Origin of the sequence: Chryseobacterium sp. SSA4.19, from assembly GCF_022601875.1 — a bacterium.
Lineage (GTDB): Bacteria > Bacteroidota > Bacteroidia > Flavobacteriales > Weeksellaceae > Chryseobacterium.
Genome location: NZ_JAKVIP010000013.1, coordinates 114,652 through 135,809, shown reverse-complemented (window position 1 = coordinate 135,809; position 21,158 = coordinate 114,652). Strand labels below are relative to the sequence as shown.

Annotated in this window: 17 protein-coding genes, 1 pseudogene and 1 riboswitch; of the genes and pseudogenes, 14 read left to right on the top strand and 4 right to left on the bottom strand. The window is 37.4% G+C overall.

Annotated elements, in window-relative coordinates; genetic code table 11:
• Nucleotides 1-863 (top strand): tellurite resistance TerB family protein (locus tag MKJ01_RS11045; RefSeq protein ID WP_241613807.1); only part of this gene is annotated, 863 nt, incomplete at its 5' end.
• 12 nt (nucleotides 864-875) lie between these two features.
• Nucleotides 876-1,334 carry a hypothetical protein gene (locus tag MKJ01_RS11040; RefSeq protein ID WP_241613809.1) on the top strand — a complete coding sequence of 153 codons (459 nt, stop codon included), beginning with the start codon at nucleotides 876-878 and terminating at the stop codon, nucleotides 1,332-1,334.
• Between the two features lie 340 nt (nucleotides 1,335-1,674).
• Here the strand turns inward: MKJ01_RS11040 and MKJ01_RS11035 are convergent, their stop codons facing one another.
• Nucleotides 1,675-1,965 (bottom strand): GNAT family N-acetyltransferase, encoded by a 291-nt coding sequence (locus MKJ01_RS11035; protein WP_241613810.1) that lies wholly within the window; start codon nucleotides 1,963-1,965, stop codon nucleotides 1,675-1,677.
• 171 nt (nucleotides 1,966-2,136) lie between these two features.
• The gene (locus MKJ01_RS11030) at nucleotides 2,137-2,886 is read right to left on the bottom strand and encodes an RDD family protein (protein ID WP_241613812.1); all 750 of its coding nucleotides are present in this window, start codon (nucleotides 2,884-2,886) and stop codon (nucleotides 2,137-2,139) included.
• 26 nt (nucleotides 2,887-2,912) lie between these two features.
• Between MKJ01_RS11030 and MKJ01_RS11025 the strand changes: the two genes are divergently transcribed.
• From MKJ01_RS11025 to MKJ01_RS10990, 8 genes are all read left to right on the top strand, one after another.
• Nucleotides 2,913-3,896: a stage II sporulation protein M gene (locus MKJ01_RS11025; protein WP_241613814.1), complete on the top strand. Its 984-nt coding sequence runs from the start codon at nucleotides 2,913-2,915 to the stop codon at nucleotides 3,894-3,896.
• On the top strand, nucleotides 3,880-4,842 hold the full coding sequence (locus MKJ01_RS11020; RefSeq protein ID WP_241613815.1) for a DUF4013 domain-containing protein: 963 nt from the start codon (nucleotides 3,880-3,882) through the stop codon (nucleotides 4,840-4,842). The genes MKJ01_RS11025 and MKJ01_RS11020 overlap by 17 nt, the downstream gene beginning before the upstream one ends.
• Complete coding sequence (locus MKJ01_RS11015) at nucleotides 4,835-5,632, top strand: DUF4129 domain-containing protein (protein WP_241613816.1); 798 nt, start codon at nucleotides 4,835-4,837, stop codon at nucleotides 5,630-5,632. The genes MKJ01_RS11020 and MKJ01_RS11015 overlap by 8 nt, the downstream gene beginning before the upstream one ends.
• Before the next feature lie 9 nt (nucleotides 5,633-5,641).
• Nucleotides 5,642-6,802, top strand: a complete 1,161-nt coding sequence (locus MKJ01_RS11010) for a hypothetical protein (RefSeq protein ID WP_241613817.1) — start codon at nucleotides 5,642-5,644, stop codon at nucleotides 6,800-6,802.
• Between the two features lie 82 nt (nucleotides 6,803-6,884).
• Nucleotides 6,885-7,916 (top strand): MoxR family ATPase, encoded by a 1,032-nt coding sequence (locus MKJ01_RS11005; RefSeq protein ID WP_241613818.1) that lies wholly within the window; start codon nucleotides 6,885-6,887, stop codon nucleotides 7,914-7,916.
• Between the two features lie 64 nt (nucleotides 7,917-7,980).
• Nucleotides 7,981-8,178 (top strand): four helix bundle protein, encoded by a 198-nt coding sequence (locus tag MKJ01_RS11000; RefSeq protein ID WP_241613819.1) that lies wholly within the window; start codon nucleotides 7,981-7,983, stop codon nucleotides 8,176-8,178.
• Between the two features lie 188 nt (nucleotides 8,179-8,366).
• On the top strand, nucleotides 8,367-9,689 hold the full coding sequence (locus tag MKJ01_RS10995) for a DUF58 domain-containing protein (protein WP_241613820.1): 1,323 nt from the start codon (nucleotides 8,367-8,369) through the stop codon (nucleotides 9,687-9,689).
• Between the two features lie 81 nt (nucleotides 9,690-9,770).
• Nucleotides 9,771-10,196 (top strand): OsmC family protein, encoded by a 426-nt coding sequence (locus MKJ01_RS10990; protein ID WP_241613821.1) that lies wholly within the window; start codon nucleotides 9,771-9,773, stop codon nucleotides 10,194-10,196.
• A 76-nt stretch (nucleotides 10,197-10,272) separates the two neighbouring features.
• Here MKJ01_RS10990 and MKJ01_RS10985 read toward each other — a convergent pair whose 3' ends face one another.
• Both MKJ01_RS10985 and MKJ01_RS10980 read right to left on the bottom strand, forming a co-directional pair.
• Nucleotides 10,273-11,961, bottom strand: a complete 1,689-nt coding sequence (locus MKJ01_RS10985) for a T9SS type A sorting domain-containing protein (protein ID WP_241613822.1) — start codon at nucleotides 11,959-11,961, stop codon at nucleotides 10,273-10,275.
• A gap of 228 nt (nucleotides 11,962-12,189) precedes the next feature.
• Entirely contained in the window at nucleotides 12,190-14,805 is a 2,616-nt protein-coding gene (locus MKJ01_RS10980) for a glucosidase (RefSeq protein ID WP_241632607.1), read from the bottom strand.
• Between the two features lie 186 nt (nucleotides 14,806-14,991).
• Nucleotides 14,992-15,100, top strand: a riboswitch (SAM riboswitch).
• 61 nt (nucleotides 15,101-15,161) lie between these two features.
• On the opposite strand from MKJ01_RS10980, the pseudogene MKJ01_RS10975 reads away from it, so the two are divergent.
• The 4 genes and pseudogenes from MKJ01_RS10975 to MKJ01_RS10960 all read left to right on the top strand — a co-directional run bounded on the left by MKJ01_RS10975 (nucleotide 15,162) and on the right by MKJ01_RS10960 (nucleotide 21,155).
• Nucleotides 15,162-17,643: pseudogene (locus MKJ01_RS10975) on the top strand (alpha/beta fold hydrolase).
• Nucleotides 17,644-17,753: 110 nt separating this feature from the next.
• Nucleotides 17,754-18,914 carry an O-succinylhomoserine sulfhydrylase gene (locus MKJ01_RS10970; protein WP_241613829.1) on the top strand — a complete coding sequence of 387 codons (1,161 nt, stop codon included), beginning with the start codon at nucleotides 17,754-17,756 and terminating at the stop codon, nucleotides 18,912-18,914.
• Between the two features lie 74 nt (nucleotides 18,915-18,988).
• Nucleotides 18,989-19,999, top strand: coding sequence for a homocysteine S-methyltransferase family protein (locus MKJ01_RS10965; RefSeq protein WP_241632604.1), 1,011 nt, complete (start codon nucleotides 18,989-18,991; stop codon nucleotides 19,997-19,999).
• A 64-nt stretch (nucleotides 20,000-20,063) separates the two neighbouring features.
• Nucleotides 20,064-21,155: a fatty acid desaturase gene (locus tag MKJ01_RS10960; RefSeq protein ID WP_241613830.1), complete on the top strand. Its 1,092-nt coding sequence runs from the start codon at nucleotides 20,064-20,066 to the stop codon at nucleotides 21,153-21,155.
• Nucleotides 21,156-21,158 lie beyond the last annotated feature (3 nt).

Here is a 21,158-nt window from a genome sequence, read left to right as displayed (position 1 = left end):
CTATCGCTATCGGAGCAGTAACCGGCGCAGTCTCGGCAGGAGTCGGGGAAATCTTTCAAGCAGGAGGCTTTTTAGCAGCAGTAGGTAATGGTTCGATTTCAGGAGCTGCTACTGGCGGAGTTGCTTCTCTGATTACCGGAGATAATTTCCTTCGTGGTCTTGCAAAAGGTGCCATAATAGGAGGTGCCGTAGCAGGAATAAGCTATACGGTGAATTATTTTGTAAGTGGAAGTTACAAAACTAAATATTTTATGAGAGACAGGGTGTCTAGTGATGCTAAATTTAATTATGATCCGGCGGTAAGCAATGAGACTATGCAAAATGAAATAAATACTATGAGATCAGATAATTTTAGCAAAAGTGAAATACAAAAATTTGGTGTGGGTAAAGATCAAATTGCAACGCAAAATGTAGATTTGGAAGGTTACTTAAATCCAGGTAACGGACAACAATATGCTTATACAAGTCCTAGAGATTTTTTAACGGGAACCTCTGATATAACCTACTCTCCAATTGCTGCACAAAATAAACCCCTTCTTGCATTAACTATGGTGCATGAAACCGGGCATTCATATGGAAATGCTTTGGGCTTGATTGATGCCAATATAGATAGAAAAATGTATAATATTAGTTATAGTGGTTTAGACACAACACAGCATTTTGCAATTGCTCAATTAGAACATATATATGCTGATCACAATTTACTAAATTTTTCGAGTAGGCCTTCAAATATGTTTTTAGATTATATGAGTGTTACTAATATTGAATATTATAAATTGCCAATTGTTTTAAGATCATCAGTAGACTCCACGTTTAAAAATCTTCTTCCAGTTTTTCAGCGTTTTATGAATTACAAGAGATAATAAATCATAGTTATGAAAAAATTAATTTTGTTAAATATTTTATTGTCTTCATTTGCTTCTGCTCAAAACTATCATGATTTTATGTATGAACAAGTAACAATAATTGACGGTTTTATTGGAAAAATAGAATCATATAACAGTAAAACAGGAATTTATTGTAGGGAATCATGTCATATATATGCACCTCCTCTTAAAGAGCAAATTATGATATCATTGACAGAAGAAGAGAAATCAGATTTATGGAAAACAAGAAAAAAATTTGGCAACTATGTCTTTGCAGAATGTTCAAAAAATAAAAACGTAGCAGTTAAATCATATTTCTATTTTGAAAAAGAGAAATACCCTCCAAGATGCATAGAAAATGATAGACAAAAAGCACAATTTATTGAACTTAATATGACATTAAGGCAAATATTGGAATCTAAATCAGAGTATAGAAAAGTTTTCTACTGGGAGTTTATCAATAAATAATAAAGTAATATATCCAAGTTATTGATATGCGGGAAATAATTTCTTTCAAGGTGTTATGGTCTTAAAAGACGCATGAAGTGGAGGTGATTTAGCTGCATTATCGTGGATGCTAGTAAAATGGTTGACGCGGCCTCTGTTGTAAGCGGTTAATTATAACCATTAAATTTTCGCGGTATTTAACGCCACAGAAAACAATGAGATAAAACAAAAGCCTTTCAGTATCTAAATATTGAAAGGCTTTTACTTATTATGTTAGATTAGGAATAAATGACAATTATTTTTAAACCCTAACTGTCAGATAAAGTCGTGGCTACTACAATTAAACGGTCTTTTTTAAATATTATCGGCTTAAAAAAACGTCCTCAACATCATTCATTCTATTCATCACGGCTCTTGCATACGAACAGTGCGGATATACCTTCCAATTGTTTTCCCTGGAAAACCTGATTGCTTCTTCAACCAGGAATTTTCCCATTCCACGGCCTTCAAACTCACGATGGACTAAGACGAAAGAAATAACCAGCCTGTTCTCCTCGGGAAAAATAGTATAGGTGAGCCTTCCTACTTCTTTTATCTCATTATTTAATGTAATGACGCCGCCGTTTCCGGACTTATTATTTTCGAATTTCATATGCTGATTTTGTTATGATAAGATACAAAAACCACACCGTCACGAATGATTCGACAGTTAAAACGAAAAGCAAATGTTTATATAGGCTGATATTGATGATGGTAATAAGCTTTAGTCAATAACCTGTAATAAGAAATAATCATTAAGCAAAAAGAGAATTGATTTAAATTATCAATTCTCTTTTCCTGTGTAATAATTATAATCTTTAATCACAACTCCGATAAACTGTCTTTCTGTCATTTTCGTAGGATCAATGTCCAGCTTTAAAATGCTTTTAATCTTTTCGGAAAGTTTATTGATGATCTGTCGGTCATCAGCCCTTAATGCCTTCAGATAATTATCCTTAATAATTCTCATGTCATTGTCGCTTAGAGCAATAACCTGGGGAAAGGTAGGAATATAATTTTCCTGAATATTTTCTAATATTGTATGCGATATGTTGATGTTATTCTTTAATGAAATCACAGCGGTTCCCGCAGCCATGTCTCCCAGGCGCTGGTTGTTTTTGGACACAATCATGAAAATAAGCCCGATGACTCCGGCAAAAGAGGTATCGATGATTCTGAATACCCATCGGATCATATAATCGCCCAGACCGGCCTGATAACCGTCTATCTTTACCACACGGATTTTCATGACTTTCTTTCCTGGAGTCTGCCCTTCCATCAGGCTTTCCAATACTACGGGATAAATAACAGTCGGGAAAAGGAGAATAATGTATACTGCCATGACCGACCACTGGTCAAGTCCGGTCAATAAATATCCCAGATTCAGCAGATTAAAAAAAACATACAATACGGCAATTCCATAAGCCACTTTAATCAAAAGATCGAGAATAAATGCAATCATCCGGTCTCCGACACTGGCGGTGCTGAAATTAATATTTACATTTTGTGAGGTATTAATCGCAATTTGAGACATAATTTTTATTATTTTAGCCTTACAATATGAGAGAGGTTTATTTCATTAAACAAAATAAAGAAAAATGGTTGGGAATTGAGCAGGTTATTCAGGGGAAAATCAAAAAAAATCCTGATGATCTCTCATCGTTATATATCAACCTAGTCAACGACCTTTCTTTTGCACAGACCTATTATCCGAAAAGCAATACGACTGTTTACCTTAATCATTTATCTTCACAGATTTTCCAGAAAATTTATAAGACAAAAAGGGTAGAACAAAATCGGATCCTTTATTTTTTCAGTACAGAAGTACCTTTGCTGGTATATCAGTACAGAAGGTATTTGGGATATGCTTTTTTGTTTTTCACTCTGTTTACGCTGATCGGAGTGCTTTCTGCCGTCTATGATAAAGATTTTGCCAATGTTATTTTGGGAGAAGATTATGTAAATACGACTATTGAAAACATCAAAAAAGGAAATGCGGTCGGAATTTATCAGAGCGGCTCAACCTGGGGAAGTACCATCGGGATTATATTCAACAACATCGGGGTTGGAGCCAAACTTTATATTTACGGTATTTTCGGAGGTGTAGGGACTTTGTGGGCACTTTTGTCAAACAGTGTGATGTTAGGATCTTTCCAATATTTCTTCTACGATTACGGAGCTTTGCAGGACAGCGCAAGAGGCATCTGGCTCCATGGCGTTTTCGAAATTTTTTCAATGGTGGTGGAAGCAATGTGCGGACTGATTTTAGGAGCTTCTATTCTGTTTCCCAAAACTTTTTCAAGATTCAATTCTTTTAAGAACGGATTCAGAGATTCATTTAAGATCTTTCTAAGCACCATTCCGTTTACGGTATGTGCGGGAATTATAGAAGGATATGTTACAAGACATGCCCTGAAGATGCCATTATTCATGAACCTCATAATTATCTTCGGATCTTTAATGGTGATCGGATTTTATTATTTTATATATCCGTCTATTGTCGATAAGAAAATTAAAAACCAGATTAATGATGCAGTTATATAAAAATAGAGATTTCGGTACGTTTATCAGCGATAGCTTTGCTTTTTTTAAATTATACGGAAAAAATTATTTTAAAAATTTTATTCTTCTTAACGGTCTACTGTTAATCTTGATGGTTATAGTAGTTGTATTGGGTTTCAGGGAATTTTTCGGCGTGCTTTTCGGTTCTAATATGAGCGGACAAAGCTATTATCTTGAACAGTATTTTACCAATAATCTCGCATTATTCATTATTGCTGGAATTTTGCTGTTTATATTGTATACAGCTTTAATGACGATTAATTTCCTTTATCCGGTTTTTTACATGAAGAGAATTGCTGAAGGGCAACAGGAGATAAAGACGGATGATATCATCAATGATTTCAAGATTAACCAGAAAAAAGTGATTGCAACTTACTTTGGCCTGACTTTTCTGGTCATGCCGGTTGCTACGGTGCTCTTCGGATTTTCTTATTTTCTGATCATTATCCTCATCGGTCTCGTATTGATTCTTTTTGTAGCACCAACTTTATTTAACATCATTACTTTCCTGTGCTACGATTATTTTAATGGAAACAGAAGCTTTTTTGAAAGTTTAAGCTACGCTATAAGATCCCAGTTCTCTTATACGAATGGTAGGGAAAGATCGCCATACTGGAAATATTGGGGCTCAACAATTGTCATGGGAATTCTGTTTTATATTGTGAGCGGCGTACTTTCGGCTGTTCCCATGATCTTGTTTATGACTAAGCTGTCTACAACTTCGCCTGACGCACAATTCGAACAAAATCCTATGACGGGAAGCTTTGGAATATTGGTGTTTTTTCTCTATGGGGTTTCATCTTTGTTTTCAATGCTGCTGATGAATATTTTATATATCAATTCAGGGCTTATGTATTACGACAGCAGAAAAGATCTTCACCAGAAAGTAGAACTGGCAGAAATAGAAACGATCGGAATTAATGAATAGGATTCTTTTTTTCTTAATGTTTTTTTTCTCTGCAGGATGTACGCGTGCTCAGAGAGGAGATGTTCCGCCACCGGTCCAGGAAATCTATGTAGATTCCCTGAATACGGGGCATTATAAAAATATGTACCGTGCAGATTCTGTTTTGGCTAAAAATCCGGTAACTGAAAACACGCTTTATCCTAAAAAATTCAAAGAAAATATTCCGTCAAGATACAAGGGGAAAGATTTTGATTATACCACGGTAAAGCCAAGGATGTCATTCTGGGAAAAGCTGATGCAGAAAATATATAAAATTATCGAAAGTATTTTCGGTGAAACGGTATTCACAAAATCCGGTAATATTGCAGGAATTTTAGTCCGTCTGTTTGCGATTCTTCTGGTGGGATTCCTGCTTTATTTTATTATTAAATATCTCGTAGGAAAGGAAGGAAACTTCTTCTTTGGAAAGAAAAATAAAAAGGTGAATATTAAAGACGAGGAGCTTCACGAGAATATTCATGAGATCAACTTTCCTGAAAGTATTTTACAGTTTGAAAAAGCAGGAGATTTCCGTTCGGCAGTAAGGTACCAGTTTTTATTTATCCTGAAAAAGCTGAATGACAGGAAGCTGATTGTATGGAACCCGGAAAAAACCAATAAAGATTATGTGGCAGAACTGAAAGCTCCCCATTTAAAAGATGCATTTTATGATCTTTCCTATATTTTTGATTATGTCTGGTATGGGGAATTCAGCATTACCGAAGAAAGTTATCTGAAATTTAAGAACCAGTATCAATCATTTAAACCGTAAATTGTTATCATGAACAAAACTTTCAAAATTTATGCTGTTATTTTCATCGTTGTGATGATTATTATGGCGTTGTTTGAAGTCAATAAAACGGAAAGCACGGACTGGAGAAAAAATTTTGATATCAATCAGAAGTCGCCTTTCGGACTGTTTGTCTTTGCTCAAGAAATCAACGGTCTTTTTAAAAATAAAATAAAAAAAATTGATCAGGCACCGTATGATTACTATAATCAGGATGATGAAAGGCCACAGCATAATATTTTAATCATTGAAAATAAACTGGACAAGCAATCCTGGAATAAGATCCTCAATCAGGTGTCAAGCGGTTCAGATGCAATGCTCATCGTCAGTGATATTCCGAAAGAGATTTCAGACAGCATAGGATATTATGATTCTAATATTTCTTTTGAAGATGAAAATGTCTTAAAACTGACGGACACAAAATATCAGAACGATTTTATAAAGCTGGACAAATTCCCGTCGGGAAGAGGGTTTACCTTCATTAAACCGGGGATTGAAATCTTAGGAAAAACAGTTGAAAAAAATAATACGGACCAGGCAAATTTTATCAGGGTAAAGTTTGGCGAAGGAAATATATTTGTCCACAGCGAACCGCTTTTTATAACCAATTACTATCTGCTGAAACGAGGAAGTGTGCAGTATACGCAGGATGTTTTTTCGTATCTTGACAACAGGGAAACTGTATGGTTTGTGGAAGGCAGTTCAAAGACGTCACAGTTTTTCCTCAGATTCATTCTTTCAAATCCGGCACTGAAATATGCGTGGTGGGTCCTTTTGGGTGGATTGGTTTTATTTATTTTCTTTAATGCCAAAAGAAAACAGCGTATTGTTCCGGTTATAGAACCTTTAAAAAATACATCTGTGGATTTTGTGAAAAGCATAGGGAATCTTTATTTACAGGAAGGTGATTTCCATGATATGATGGCAAAAAAAGCCCAGTATTTCCTGAATAGGGTGAGAATGGACCTTCTCATTGATACACAGAAAATTGATGAAGAATTTGCCAAGAAGCTTCATCTCAAAACCGGAAAACCGGAAGAAATGATCGGTCAGGCTGTAGATTTTATTAAGAAAGCAACAGATCCTTATGCGGCTGTTATGAAAGAAGACCTGGAGAAGATGAACAGGCTGCTGGATGAAATTTTAAAATAAGAAGAACTCCGAAGCCAAACCTAAAGGCTGTAGGATTGTTTAAATATACACGCGCACATTAATATATTGTTAAATTAAATATATGGAAAATCCTGAAAACCAATATACAGAAAACCTTAGTTCTATTAATATAGATAAGAAAGAAGATCAGTTCGAGTCAAGAATCGATATGATTGAACTTCGCAGAAGCCTGGATCATGTGAAATCTGAAATTGCAAAAGTAATCGTAGGCCAGGAAAATATGGTTGAGCATCTTTTGGCAGCGCTTTTATCAAATGGTCATGTTTTGATTGAAGGAGTACCGGGAGTTGCCAAAACTATTACGGCAAAATTGCTGGCTAAAACAATTGATGTGGGATTCAGCAGGATTCAGTTCACACCGGATCTGATGCCATCCGATATTTTAGGGACCTCAGTTTTCAATGTGAAGAACTCTGAGTTTGAGTTTAAACAAGGTCCCATATTCTCCAATTTTATCTTAATTGATGAGATCAACAGGTCACCGGCAAAGACCCAGGCAGCATTGTTTGAAGTAATGGAAGAAAGGCAGATTACAATGGACGGAACACGCTATGCCATGGAAGAGCCTTTCCTTGTGGTCGCTACCCAGAATCCTATCGAGCATGAAGGTACATACAGGCTTCCTGAAGCGCAGCTGGACCGTTTCTTATTTAAGATCAATGTAGGTTATCCGACTCTTGAAAATGAAATTGCCATTATCAGGAATCAGCATGAAAGTAAAAAAGAAGATAAAACAGACGGGGTTAACAAGGTCATTACGGCGCAGCAATTGAAGAATTACCAACATCTGGTAAAAGAAATCATTGTTGAAGCTCAACTTATTGAATACATTGCAAAAATCATTGTGAATACCCGAGAAAACCAGTTCCTGTATTTGGGCGCTTCGCCGAGAGCGAGCCTGGCACTGTTAACGGCTTCAAAAGCATTCGCAGCTTTAAGAGGAAGGGATTTTGTAACTCCTGAAGACATTAAGGAAGCAAGTTATGCTGTCTTAAGACACCGTGTAATCGTATCGCCGGAAAGAGAGATGGAGGGCCTCACTGCAGATGAAATCATCCGGCAGATTTTAGAAGGGATTGAGATCCCGAGATAGATAACAATAACAGGTAGAAGGCAGCGGGTTATAGGTACAAGGTTTAAAATTAAAAGGTTTAATTATGTCTAATTTTAAAGAACTTTTGGTTTGGCAGAAATCTATTGATTTTGTTACTGAAATTTATAAATCTACCGGTTGTTTTCCTAAAGATGAAATGATTGGTTTAAAATCTCAGATGAGAAGAGCTGCAGTATCAATACCATCGAATATTGCAGAAGGAAATTCAAGAAGAGACAATGCTAACTATATACAATTTTAAAAATATCCGGAGGCAGCTATGCTGAAGTCGAAACACAGTTAATCATCTCAAGAAATCTTAAGTTTCTAAATGATGAAGTTTATTTTAAACTGAAATTTAAAGGATGTTAAACGGTCTTATAACTCATTAAAATTATAAACCAAGATTTCAAACAATTACCTGCAGCCTAAAATCTGCAACCTTATAAAATGAAAAACCTATACATCAATACACGTTTTTTCTTTACACTCATAGGAGTGGGGATTTTGTATGTTTTTGCATTTTTCTTTCCGTTCGTGATGATTGTGGCACACATCTGCTTAGTTTTATGCTTTTTGGCTATGATGATTGATTATCTTTTTGTTTTTAACCGGAATGATGGTATTTTGGCTCAGAGAATTTTACCGGAAAAATTATCGAATGGCGATGAAAATGCTGTAAAGATTGATATTAAGAATAAGTACCCGTTTAAGATCCATGCTAAAGTCATCGATGAAATTCCGTTTCAGTTCCAAAAAAGGGATTTTTTAATTGAAAAACAGATTGAACCCGGAAAAAACAGTTTTTTCCAATACATCCTGGAACCGAAAGAAAGAGGGGAATACCACTTCGGAAATCTGAATATATACGTTTCCTCTCCTTTAGCTTTTGTTTCCAAAAGGTTTACGTTCCAGAAAGACGCAGCTCTGCCATCCTATCCGTCATTTATTCATTTGCGGAAATACGAATTAATGGCGCTTCAGAGCGAGTTTCTACTGGGTGGAATTAAAAAAATCAGAAAGCTGGGACATACCATGGAATTTGAACAGATCAAAGACTATGTCCCGGGAGATGATATCAGGACCATCAACTGGAAAGCAACTTCCAAGACTAACCGGTTAATGGTTAATCAGTTCCAGGATGAAAAATCACAGCGGATTTTTATGCTGATTGATACCGGAAGAACCATGAAAATGCCCTTCAAAGGATTGAGCTTGCTGGATTATTCCATTAATGCGACCATGGCGCTATCCCATATTATTCTGAAAAAAGGCGACCGGGCAGGAATGATGACGTTCTCGAAAAAAACAGAAAATAAAATTGCGGCAGAAAATAAATCCGGACAACTGAAAAAAATTTCCGAGGCCCTTTATAACATTAAGACGGATTTTTTTGAAAGTGATTTCAGCAGATTATATCAGGATGTAAAATATTCGTTAAACCAGAGAAGTTTGATTCTCTTATTTACTAATTTTGAAACACTGGACGGTTTGAACCGGCAGCTGAAATATCTTCGCGGAATTGCTAAAAACCATCTATTGGTTGTAGTGTTCTTTAAAAATTCCGAACTTCAGACATTAATTCACAAGAATCCTGAAAGCATGCAGGAAATCTATGATGAGATTATTGCAGAAAAGTTTGAGTTTGAAAAAAAACTGATCATCCAGGAACTGCGCAAATACGGAATTTATACGGTATATACTTTACCTGAAAATCTAAGCATCGACGTGATTAATAAATATCTGGAGATCAAAGCAAGAGGAATTTTGTAATTTTGAATTATGGAAGGCTTTAGAAGATGGTAATTCCTTGTTTACAAATCATTTTATCAATTATTATTTACCAATTATATTATGAAAATAACCCTCAACAGAGTTAATGACGACTATTTATTTGAATGTACCAATGACAAAGGAAACTCCATTCTTTTAGACAATACTTCTCAGCCTGGTGCGAAAGGCGTGTCTCCTATGGAAAGTGTCCTGATGGCAGTGGCGGGTTGCAGTGGAATTGATGTGGTCTCTATCTTAAAAAAACAGAAGCAGGAAATTACAGACTTTAAGGCAGAGGTAGAAGGAGAAAGAATTCCTGTGGATGATGCCAGGCCTTTTAAATCTATTAAAGTTAAATTTTTACTGGAAGGAAATATCGATCCAAAGAAAGCCCAAAAAGCAGCCCAGCTGTCTTTTGAAAAATACTGTTCTGTTTCCAAAACGCTGGAACCGAATGTTGAAATCGGTTATGAAGTGTATGTGAATGGAAAAGTCGTTCAGGCGTAAAAGTGTTCAATATTATAAAAATAAAATGCGGATAATTAATTATCCGCATTTTTAATATAAATAGGTGTTTTTAGTTTTATTTTTTAATCGTTTTCATGCTTTTCACAGAGCCGTCTTTCATGGTTAAGGTCAGAATATACATTCCCGATTTTACGTCTCCTAAGAACAAATCAGAAGATGGATTTTCAACAGTTTTTACCATAACCCCCGAAAGATCTGTAATCACTGCCTTTTTCACGTTTTCGGCCTTCTCAAGATGCAAAGTTTCTACAAAAGGGTTTGGATAAGCAATTCTTTCTTTTCCTTTTGTCCCTACTTCACTTGTTGCCAGTTGTAAAGCTTCCAAAGTTACCGTTACTTTGAATGTATTGTTATCCACTTTGTTATAAGTGGTTGTACATCCTGCGCTTGAATCTCCGTAGGTTCTCCATGCTCTAAGCTCAAAATCAACGTTTCCTGTCAGGTCATTGGCAAGGTCAAGTCCTGTTCTGTTATAAGAATAGGTTCCTGTTGTTCCTCCTACGCCCGATGTTACCGAAGCTTCACTTATATTGTTATTATTACAGACTAAGAAACTTCTTTGTTCAGACATATATCCGTTGGATACGGTTGACATTGTATAAGAAACAGCGGTAGACTTAATTTTATAACCGGCAGGAATACTTACGGTAAGTGTTCCCGGGCATGGAGTGGTGGACGTAGTGGTTATGTTAAAAGAACTGTCATACATTGTACTGAGGTCTCCTGCAGTATAGGTTGCAGAAATCTGTCCCGGTGTGAATTGAGTCATGGTCCAGTAACTTTGTGAAGAACCTCCACAGTTAGATCTTATCCAGAAGTAATACGTTTGCCCGGTACTTAAATTATTCAATGTAGTGGAAGTGCTTCCTGCGGCAAGGTTTCCTGTAGGTGCTGTTGTAGCGGTAGGAGGTGTTGCAGAAGTGCTCAGGTAATATTGATATCCTGAAGAAGGTGCGCTTGCAGGCGCTGTCCAGTCTACTGTAACACCGTTCATGGTGGTTGTTGCCATTACGTTGGTAGGTGTATAGCAGGCATTATAAATCTCTGCAGAAAAAGCAAAAATATTAGGGATACCACCCGCTCCTGTTTTGGTGATTGTGACGCTCTGGATCATTTTTGATTGATTAGCGGCATCTATTGCTAAAGGAATCTGATATAGCCTTGGATTAGTACTGCTGGATTCCAGGATGTCATTCGTATTTTTAATTCTTCCGATGCCCTGGATGGCAAAATTACTTCCGTCATACCAGTCAGAGATACTTACTGAAGAGAATGTTTGTGTCGAAGCGTCAGAAAAATTAACGGTTACATCCACCGTACATGCACCACTTCCTCCCGTGGCCAGCATATATAAATTCACGGCAGCTTTAGGCGTTGTAAAAGTAAAAGTTCCGTTCTCTCCTGCAGTTTCTAATCTTAATGAATTATTCGCACTGTATGAAGCCATCTCATAGGTTAATCCGGCTGGTGAAGGTACTACGGAAGTAATCAAGCCACTGGTAGGAAGTCCATAGGTAAGCGGAGTGTCTGCTGCTGTCAGCTGGAAATCCTGTGAAACAAATGCATAGCTAACACCATCTACATCATTATTGGTGCTTACGGTAGAAGAGCCTATGCCATTGGCAATAACATCAGCATTGAACCCGCTTTGGATCGGCATGGTCTGATATTGCTGAGCGTTGAAATGAGTGTTAAACATAGCTGTAAGGACTACAGCAGTAAGAGGGAGTAATTTTCCTTTCATAAGTTTATTATTAGGTTTATGGTGCTAATATAGTCAATAAATTAATAATAAATCAATGAAACATGAAATTTAGTATTAAATTTTTATATAAATCATGCAAAGGGTAATATTGTATTAAATTTAAATAGATTTTAACTATAATTTAACTGTTTTTTATTGAAGCTGTAAATGTGGTGTGGTAGAAAAACGAAGCCTCTTTTAAGGAGGCTTCTATTGATATAATTAATTTTATACGGTTAACCTGGGCTTCATCAGTTTTGCCACTGTAGCGGTCCAGCCGGTTTGATGAGAGGCACCTACTCCGCGGCCATTATCACCATGAAAATATTCAAAGAAGGTAATGTAATCTTTAAAGTTTTCATCATAATTGAATTTGGCGTTTCCACCGTTAAAAGGGCGCTGGCCAGCTTCGTCCTTCAGGAAAATAGAACACAGCCTGTTGCTGATATCCTGTGCCACTTCATCAAGATTTTTCTTGTCACCGCTTCCTGTAGGAAGTTCCACCTTAAGGCTATTACCGTAATAAAAATGAAAACGCTGCAGGCTTTCTACAATTAAAAAATTAATAGGGAACCAAATCGGACCTCTCCAGTTGCTGTTTCCCCCGAACATACGGCTATCACTTTCTGCAGGGGTATAATAAACGACATTTTCAGTCCCGTGAACAGAAAATACAAACGGATTTTCTTCGTATACTTTAGACATGGCACGGATTCCGTAATCACTCAAAAATTCCTTTTCATCAAGCATTCTTGACAACACTTTTGAAAGTCTGTTTTTACGAAGAATGCTCATCAGGTGCTTTCTTCCCTGGCCTTCTTCTTCCCAATGGGATACCAGTTTTGTGAGTTCCGGCTTGTTCTTAAGTACCCAGTCCATTCTTTCCCTGAAGTTGGGCATTTTATCGAGCAGGTGATGATCAATGATTTCTACGGCAAACATTGGGATCAAGCCGACAATGCTTCTTAGTTTCAGAGAGACGCTGTCTCCATTACCAAGCTGTAAAACATCATAGAAAAATCCGTCTTCCTCATTCCACAGGCCTTTTGTCCCTTCACCCAGATTTTCCATGGCCTCAGCAATATAAAGATAATGCTCAAAAAACTTAATGGCCATATCTTCATATACCTGATAATATTGAGCAAGCTCCATAGCAATTCTCATCATATTCAGAGCGTACATGGCCATCCAGCTGGTTCCGTCAGCCTGTTCCAGGTGCTGCCCGTCTTTCAATATCATATTCCGGTCAAAAGCCCCTATATTATCAAGCCCAAGAAAGCCTCCTCCGAAAATATTTTTACCGTTTTTATCTTTCCGGTTAACCCACCACGTAAAATTTAAAAGTAATTTCTGGAAAACCTTTTCTAAAAACAGAAGATCTGCCTTTCCGTTTTGTTTTTCATCAATTTTAAAAACCCTGAAGCATGACCATGCATGAACCGGTGGGTTTACGTCACTTAAATTCCACTCATAAGCAGGAAGCTGTCCGTTCGGGTGCATATACCATTCTTTTGTTAACAGAAGGAGCTGCCCTTTTGCAAATTCTGCATCAATAATAGCAAACGGCACACAGTGAAACGCCAGATCCCAGGTTGCATACCAGGGATATTCCCATTTATCAGGCATTGAAATAATGTCTTTATTATGAAGATGGTTCCATTCCGTATTTCTTACATAATTGTTGAAATCTCTGGGAGCTTCATAATTGGGGTCTCCCTTCAGCCATTTCTCGACATTATAGTGATAAAACTGTTTGTTCCACAGCAATCCTGCAAATGCCTGCCTTTGGACATTCTTTTCATCTTCACTTGCCACGTCATTCTGAAGTTCATCATAGAACTCATTGGCTTCATCAATTCTTGTTTTGAGTATCTTGTCGAAGTCCTGAAAGGGCCTTTCCAGTTCATGGGGCGACAGTCTGAAATCAAATGTTTTTGACTGCCCTGCGTCAATAGTATCCTCAACTAAAAATGAAGCTTTGGTTCCTCTTTTTTCAGGGTTAACCGTATTGCTTCCATACACAATATAATCATTAATGCCGTCCTTAAAATAAGTATTGCCGGGATAAGGAGTTCCGCGCAGTTTCGGATTATTGGTTTCATTGTCACAGAAAGCACTTTCCGCATTAATATTTCTTGAATAAAACTTTTTGATAGGAATGCTGTCATGACTGATGTTAATACATCCTTCATGAGAAGCATTGGTCTGTCCTTTATAGGTATTATATCCCCATTTCCAGTTATTCCTGAACCATACCGTGGGAACAATAACAATAGGTGCGTCAATGTCACTTCTGTTGCAGACCGTTACCCGCACTAAAAAGTCATCATGATCTGCTTTTGCATACTCAATGAAAATATCAAAATATTCATCCTGATCGAAAATACCGGTATCAAAAATTTCATATTCAGGCTGTTTTTTGCTGCGTCTTGCATTTTCAGCCCGGATGTCATCATAAGGAAATTCATTGATGGGGTATTTATACACCATTTTCATATAGCTGTGGGTAGGGGTATTATCCAGATAGTAAAATATTTCTTTAATATCTTCTCCATGATTTCCCTGAGGGTTGCTGAGCCCGAAGAAACGTTCTTTTACTATTTTATCTTTTTTGTTCCAGAAAGATAAAGCAAAACAGAAAATCTGTTTTACATCGGAGATTCCCGCAATTCCTTCTTCGCCCCAGCGATAGGCATAGCTTTCCGCATTGTTATGATTGGCGAAATTCCATGCATCGCCGTTTGAACTGTAGTCTTCCCGTACATTTCCCCATTGCCGGTTGCTTACGTAAGGTCCCCAGTTTTTCCAGTTGCTGTCTTGTAGTCTTTGTTTTTCTGCAATCATATTCACCTGTTTCAATACGAAGTTAGTTTTTTTCAAAAACAGTTCCAACTTGTACAATCTGAAAAAGAATTAACAAGGTCCTTGAAATCCTTTATTCATAGGGATTTTTGGGATTAAATTAAATTTTGTTAAATATGTAAAAGAAAAATTATATCTTTGCACCATTCGATCATTCACATATTGAAAATGTTATCAAGAAAGGTTGAGGGATTAGACCCTATGAAACCTTAGCAACCCTTTGTGCAAGCAGAGAAGGTGCTACGTTCTACCAGATTAATTTCCGGACAGATAACTACTGAATCTTTTTCAGCCATTTCCTGTGGCATTTTCAATTGTATTATAAATGTATAATAGAATTGAAAGCAGATTTAAAACATATTAATTTTTCGTATCATACTGTTTCCGGCAAGGAACATCATATCCCGTTGAGCTATCAGCTTTTTGGGAAAGACCTGTTTTCAGCACCTGTTATTTTAGTAAATCATGCTCTTACCGGAAATTCTGAGGTTTCAGGTAAAAACGGATGGTGGAAAAAGCTGGTTGGTGAAAATCAGGTGATTGATACTCATAAATACACCATCCTGTGCTTTAATATTCCCGGTAACGGCTATGATGACTTTTTATGGGATGACTATGAAGACTTTACCTCTACAGATATTGCCGGTATTTTTTTAAAGGCGCTTGACGTTTTAGGAATTAATACTTTATATGCGGTTATCGGAGGTTCGCTGGGAGGAGGGATCGGCTGGGAAATGCTGGTTAAAAATCCTGATCTTGCTGAAATTTTCATTCCTGTCGCCTGCGATTTTAAGACCCACGACTGGCTTCACGCCCAATGCCTGGTTCAGAAATTTTTATTACACCAAAATGATGAGCCTTTGCAGAAAGCCAGGATGCATGCGATGCTATGTTACAGAACTCCCCAATCTTTAAACAGCAGGTTTAACAACCAGTACAACCAGGAAAAAAACCGGTTGCAATCTGAAGACTGGCTGGTGTATCACGGAAATGCTTTAAACGAAAGGTTTAGTCTGGAAGCGTACCGATTGATGAACCATCTGCTAATGAATATCAATGCTGATGAAAATAAATTAGCAAGGATTAAAGCAGATATACACCTGATTGCAGTAGATACCGATCTGTTTTTCCCCGCTTCAGAAATCCGGATGTGCTGTGAAAATCTGAAAAAACAAAAAGACAATGTATTTTATTATGAGATACAATCCATTCACGGGCATGATGCTTTCCTGATGGAATATGAACAATTAAACAGGATTATTAAAAATATTGTAGAAGATGAAGAACAACGCTAACGAAATAAAATTTTTAAAGAGCAGATCAATCATTAAATTTGAAGGGAAAGATTTTTTAGGGGAAATCGGGATTGACGGAAGGATTTTTAAAGCACTAACAATGGCGAGAATCAGTGTCGGAGTCATTTCCCAGCAGGCCATTGAAAACGGATTGTCTATTCTGGTACAGGAAAGTGATTCTGAAAAAGCGGTTAATTGCCTGATTGATGAATTCGAGGCAGAGCGGAAATCAGGAAAAGTTTCCCAGATCTACAGTATCAATAATGTAACGGTATTAGGTTTTGTTACGGACGATTTTAATAAAGTACTGTCTGAATTGGCAAGAAACAATGTGTTCCCGCTGTTGCTGAATCAGATTGCCAGTGAAAAAAGAGTGAATATTGTGGTAACTTCTTCACAGGATGAGAAGGCGAAAAACATCATTGAGTCCGAAATTTCAAAAAAACCGAAGACGGTCCATCTGGCGATTATCGGTCATGGAAACGTTGGGAAAACTTTAATAAAGCAGGTTCTGGAATCCTCTGATGAAATCCGGAGGCGTAAAAAAATTGATCTTAAGGTAGTGGCAGTCGCCAATTCCAGAAAAATGGCTTTTAATAAGAAAGGCTTCGGCAGCAATTGGAATGATGAGGTTGCTACAGCGGAAAGTCCGTCTGACATTAGTACATTGATTAGATTTTCCAAAGAAAACCAGCTGGAAAACCTTATTGTTGTGGATAATACGGCCAGTAAGGATTTTGTGAATAACTACCATACCTTGGCAGAAAATGGTTTTGACTTGGTTTCCTCCAATAAGATTTTCAATACCCTTCCGATTGAAGAATACCGGAAATTAAGATATACCTTAAATAAAAATAACAGGCGTTATTTATACGAAACGAATGTGGGAGCAGGTTTGCCGCTTATTGATACCATTAAACTTTTACATCTTTCAGGAGAAAATATAACAAGGATTAAAGGTGTATTTTCCGGGACGCTGAGCTATGTGTTCAATAACTTTTCTTTACGTAATGATAAATTCTCGACCATCATTAATGAAGCGTTGGATAAAGGATACACCGAACCGGATCCGAGAGAAGATTTATCAGGTAATGATGTTGCCCGTAAACTGTTGATCTTAGCAAGAGAATTGGACCTGGTCAATGAATTTAATGATATCAACATTCAGAATCTGGTTCCTGAAGATTTGCTTACCATTTCCAAAGAGGAATTTCTTTCAAGAATAGAAGAGCTGGATGAAAAATACGAGAAGATTAAAGAAAATATGGAACCGGGCTATGTATTAAGATATATCGGTGACCTGCATGGAGATTTACAGAAGGAAAAAGGGGCGCTCGATGTACAGTTGATTTCTGTTCCTGCAAGTTCTGCTTTAGGACAATTAAAAGGCTCAGATTCAATCTTCGAGATTTATACGGAAAGCTACGGAGAGCATCCTATTGTCATCATGGGAGCCGGAGCTGGAGCCCAGGTGACCGCAAGAGGCGTGTTCGGTGATATTTTAAGAGTAAGTGAAACGAAATAAATTAATTGATGTAACAATATAATAATGTAACAGTTTACCAATGTACAATTAAAGTGGAACATCTAATTGGTACATTGATACACTGCCACATTGGTAAATTAAAATAGATTATGGAAAATTTTGAAACCTTTGCCATAAGAACCCAGACTGAGCGAACTCAGTTTGACGAGCATTCCACACCTTTGTTTCTCACTTCAAGTTTCGTATTTGAAGATGCAGAAGATATGAGGGCCAGTTTTGCGGAAGAAAAATCTAAAAACCTCTACAGCAGGTTTTCAAACCCGAATGTAACGGAATTTACAGATAAAATAGTGCATATGGAAGGTGCTGAAGCAGGCTATGCTTTCGCAACAGGAATGGCGGCCATCTATTCAACTTTTGCCACTTTGCTGAATGCCGGAGACCATATCGTAAGCTGCCAGTCGGTTTTCGGGTCTACGCATACCTTGTTTACCAAATATTTTCCGAAATGGAATATCGAAACAACATATTTCAAAGCTGAAGATGCTGAAAATATAGAGAAATATATCCAGCCTAATACCAAAATCCTATATTTGGAAACGCCGACCAATCCGGCAATTGAGGTGTTGGATCTGGAGTTCTTCGGACAAATTGCCAAAAAGCATAATCTGGTTTTTATCGTCGATAACTGTTTTGCCACGCCCTATTTGCAGCAGCCGATTAAATACGGGGCGGATATTGTGGTTCATTCGGCTACAAAATTAATCGACGGACAAGGCCGGGTTTTAGGCGGAGTGGCTGTGGGCCGGGAAAATCTGATCCGTGAAATTTATCTTTTCGCCAGAAATACAGGACCGGCAATGTCGCCATTTAATGCCTGGGTATTATCTAAAAGCCTGGAAACACTGGCTATTCGTGTTGAAAAACACTGTGAAAATGCTTTAAAGGTCGCTGAGTTTTTAGAAAATCATCCGAATGTAGAGTTGACAAAATATCCATTCCTACCATCACATCCTGGCCATGAGATCGCTAAAAAACAGATGAAGATGGGCGGAAATATTGTAGCATTCGAAATAAAAGGAGGTATTGAAGGCGGGCGCAGCTTTTTAAATAAAATAAAAATGTGTTCATTGTCTGCAAACTTAGGAGACACCAGAACAATCGTTACACATCCGGCTTCCACAACACATTCCAAATTGTCAGATGAAGAAAGAAATGAAGTGGGAATTACAGCCGGATTGGTGCGCTGTTCTGTCGGACTGGAACATGTTGATGATATTATTGCGGATCTAAAGCAGGCATTGGATTAATCAGTTTTAAATATGTTAAAAAATAAAATGAATTATAAGTCAATCATAACAGTTACAGTGAAGCAAAGACTCATATGAAAAATTCAGAACAGCTATACAAAGCATTATCCGAAAGAATTTTAATTCTGGACGGAGCTATGGGAACGATGCTTCAACGTTATAAGTTTGAAGAGGAAGATTACCGTGGCGAACGTTTCAAAGACTGGGAGCACCCGGTAAAAGGAAACAATGATTTATTGTCATTAACCCAGCCTCAGGCTATTGAAGAAGTCCATAAGAAATATCTTGAAGCAGGAGCCGATATCATTGAAACCAATACGTTTTCAGGAACAACGATTGCAATGGCAGATTATCACATGGAAGATTTGGTTTACGAACTCAACTACGAATCAGCAAAAATTGCAAGAAAAGTTTGTGATGAATTCACCGCTCAAAATCCCGACAAACCAAGATTTGTAGCAGGTTCTATCGGACCGACAAACAGAACTGCAAGTTTGAGTCCTGATGTTAATGATCCTGGTTACAGAGCGGTAACTTTTGAAGATCTTAGACTGGCTTACAAACAACAGTGTGAGGCTTTATTAGATGGAGGTTCTGATATTTTATTGGTCGAAACCATTTTTGATACTTTAAATGCAAAAGCGGCTTTATTTGCTATTGATGAACTTCAGGATGAGCGGGGAATTAAAATTCCCATCATGGTCTCAGGGACCATTACCGATGCTTCAGGAAGAACCTTGAGCGGACAGACGGCGGAAGCTTTTTTAATCTGTGTTTCTCATCTGAATTTATTGAGCGTAGGATTCAATTGTGCATTAGGAGCCAATCAGCTGACACCGTATCTGGAAACATTGGCCCATAATTCTGAATTTTATATATCAGCCTATCCGAATGCAGGCTTGCCAAATGCTTTTGGTCAATATGACGAGTCTCCTGAATTTATGGCTGAACAGATCAGGGAATATGTGGAAAAAGCGTTGATCAATATTATTGGAGGATGTTGCGGTACAACGCCGGATCATATCCGGGCAATAGCTGAAATGGTGAAAAATTATACGCCCAGGAAAGTAAAGGATTTTGTATGATTTTTGTTGGATGAGTTAGAAAAGACAGTATAAGCTGATCTCTATTTTCATTAAAACTTATCACATGGAAAAACCGATTTACCTTAAAGATTCCGAGGATGCCAAACTATTTAATGAACTGAGAAAAAGAGTGAACCAAAGAGTGGAAACCATCCCTGAAAACAGGGATATTTATATCCAGATCAAAGCGATAATTCTGCCTTTGGTCTATTTTGGACTGTATGTATTTGCTCTGCTTAATGCAGGTAATTCTTGGCTCTATATATCAGCTTTTGTACTGATGGGAATTTCATTGGTGCTGATTTATTTAAATCTCATTCATGAAGCTGCTCACAACAATATTTATAAAAACAAAAAATTAAATAGTCTTGTCCTGCAGATTTTTGATTTTGTAGGAGCCAATTCCTATATCTGGAAAAAGAGGCATATTGCTGCGCACCATGCTTATCCTAATGTAGACGGCTGGGATACGGATATTGAACAGAGTGGCCTCCTATTAATTGTTCCTTGGATCAAAGCAAAAGGCATTCAGAAATACCAGCACTATTTTTTCTTTCTGGTCTATCCTTTATATCTGTTCAACTGGATGTTTATCAGGGATTTCAGGGATTTTTTTGATAAAGACAGAGTGATTCTGAAAACACAGGGTGCTATTCCGTTAAGAGAAAAGGTAAAAATGGTAACCTATAAGCTGTTTTATTTTTTCTATCAGGTCGGAATTCCGGTTTTGTTTTTTAAAATATCTGTTGGTTTGGCTTTGGGAGCATGGTTTTTGCAGGTCATTGCGGCAAGTATTTTTGCTCTTTTTGTACTGCTGCCTTTACATCCGCTTCCTGACAATGCTTTTCCGAAACTGAATGAGAAAAACGGACTTCCGTTCAGCTGGCTGCGTCATCAGCTGGAAGTAACCAATGATCTGAAGGAAAACAACTGGTTCGTAAGAAATGTGCTGGGGAATTTTAATTTCCACGTGGCCCATCACCTGTTCCCGAATTACAGTTACGCTTATTATAATGAAATCACCGAGGAGATTGAGGAATTTGCCCGGGAACACAACCTGGGCTACAAACGGTTTCCGATGGTTACCGCTTTAGGTAAACATGTTGATCTGCTGAAGCAGAATGCAAATAATGCCTATTATATTTTAGAAGAATAAAAA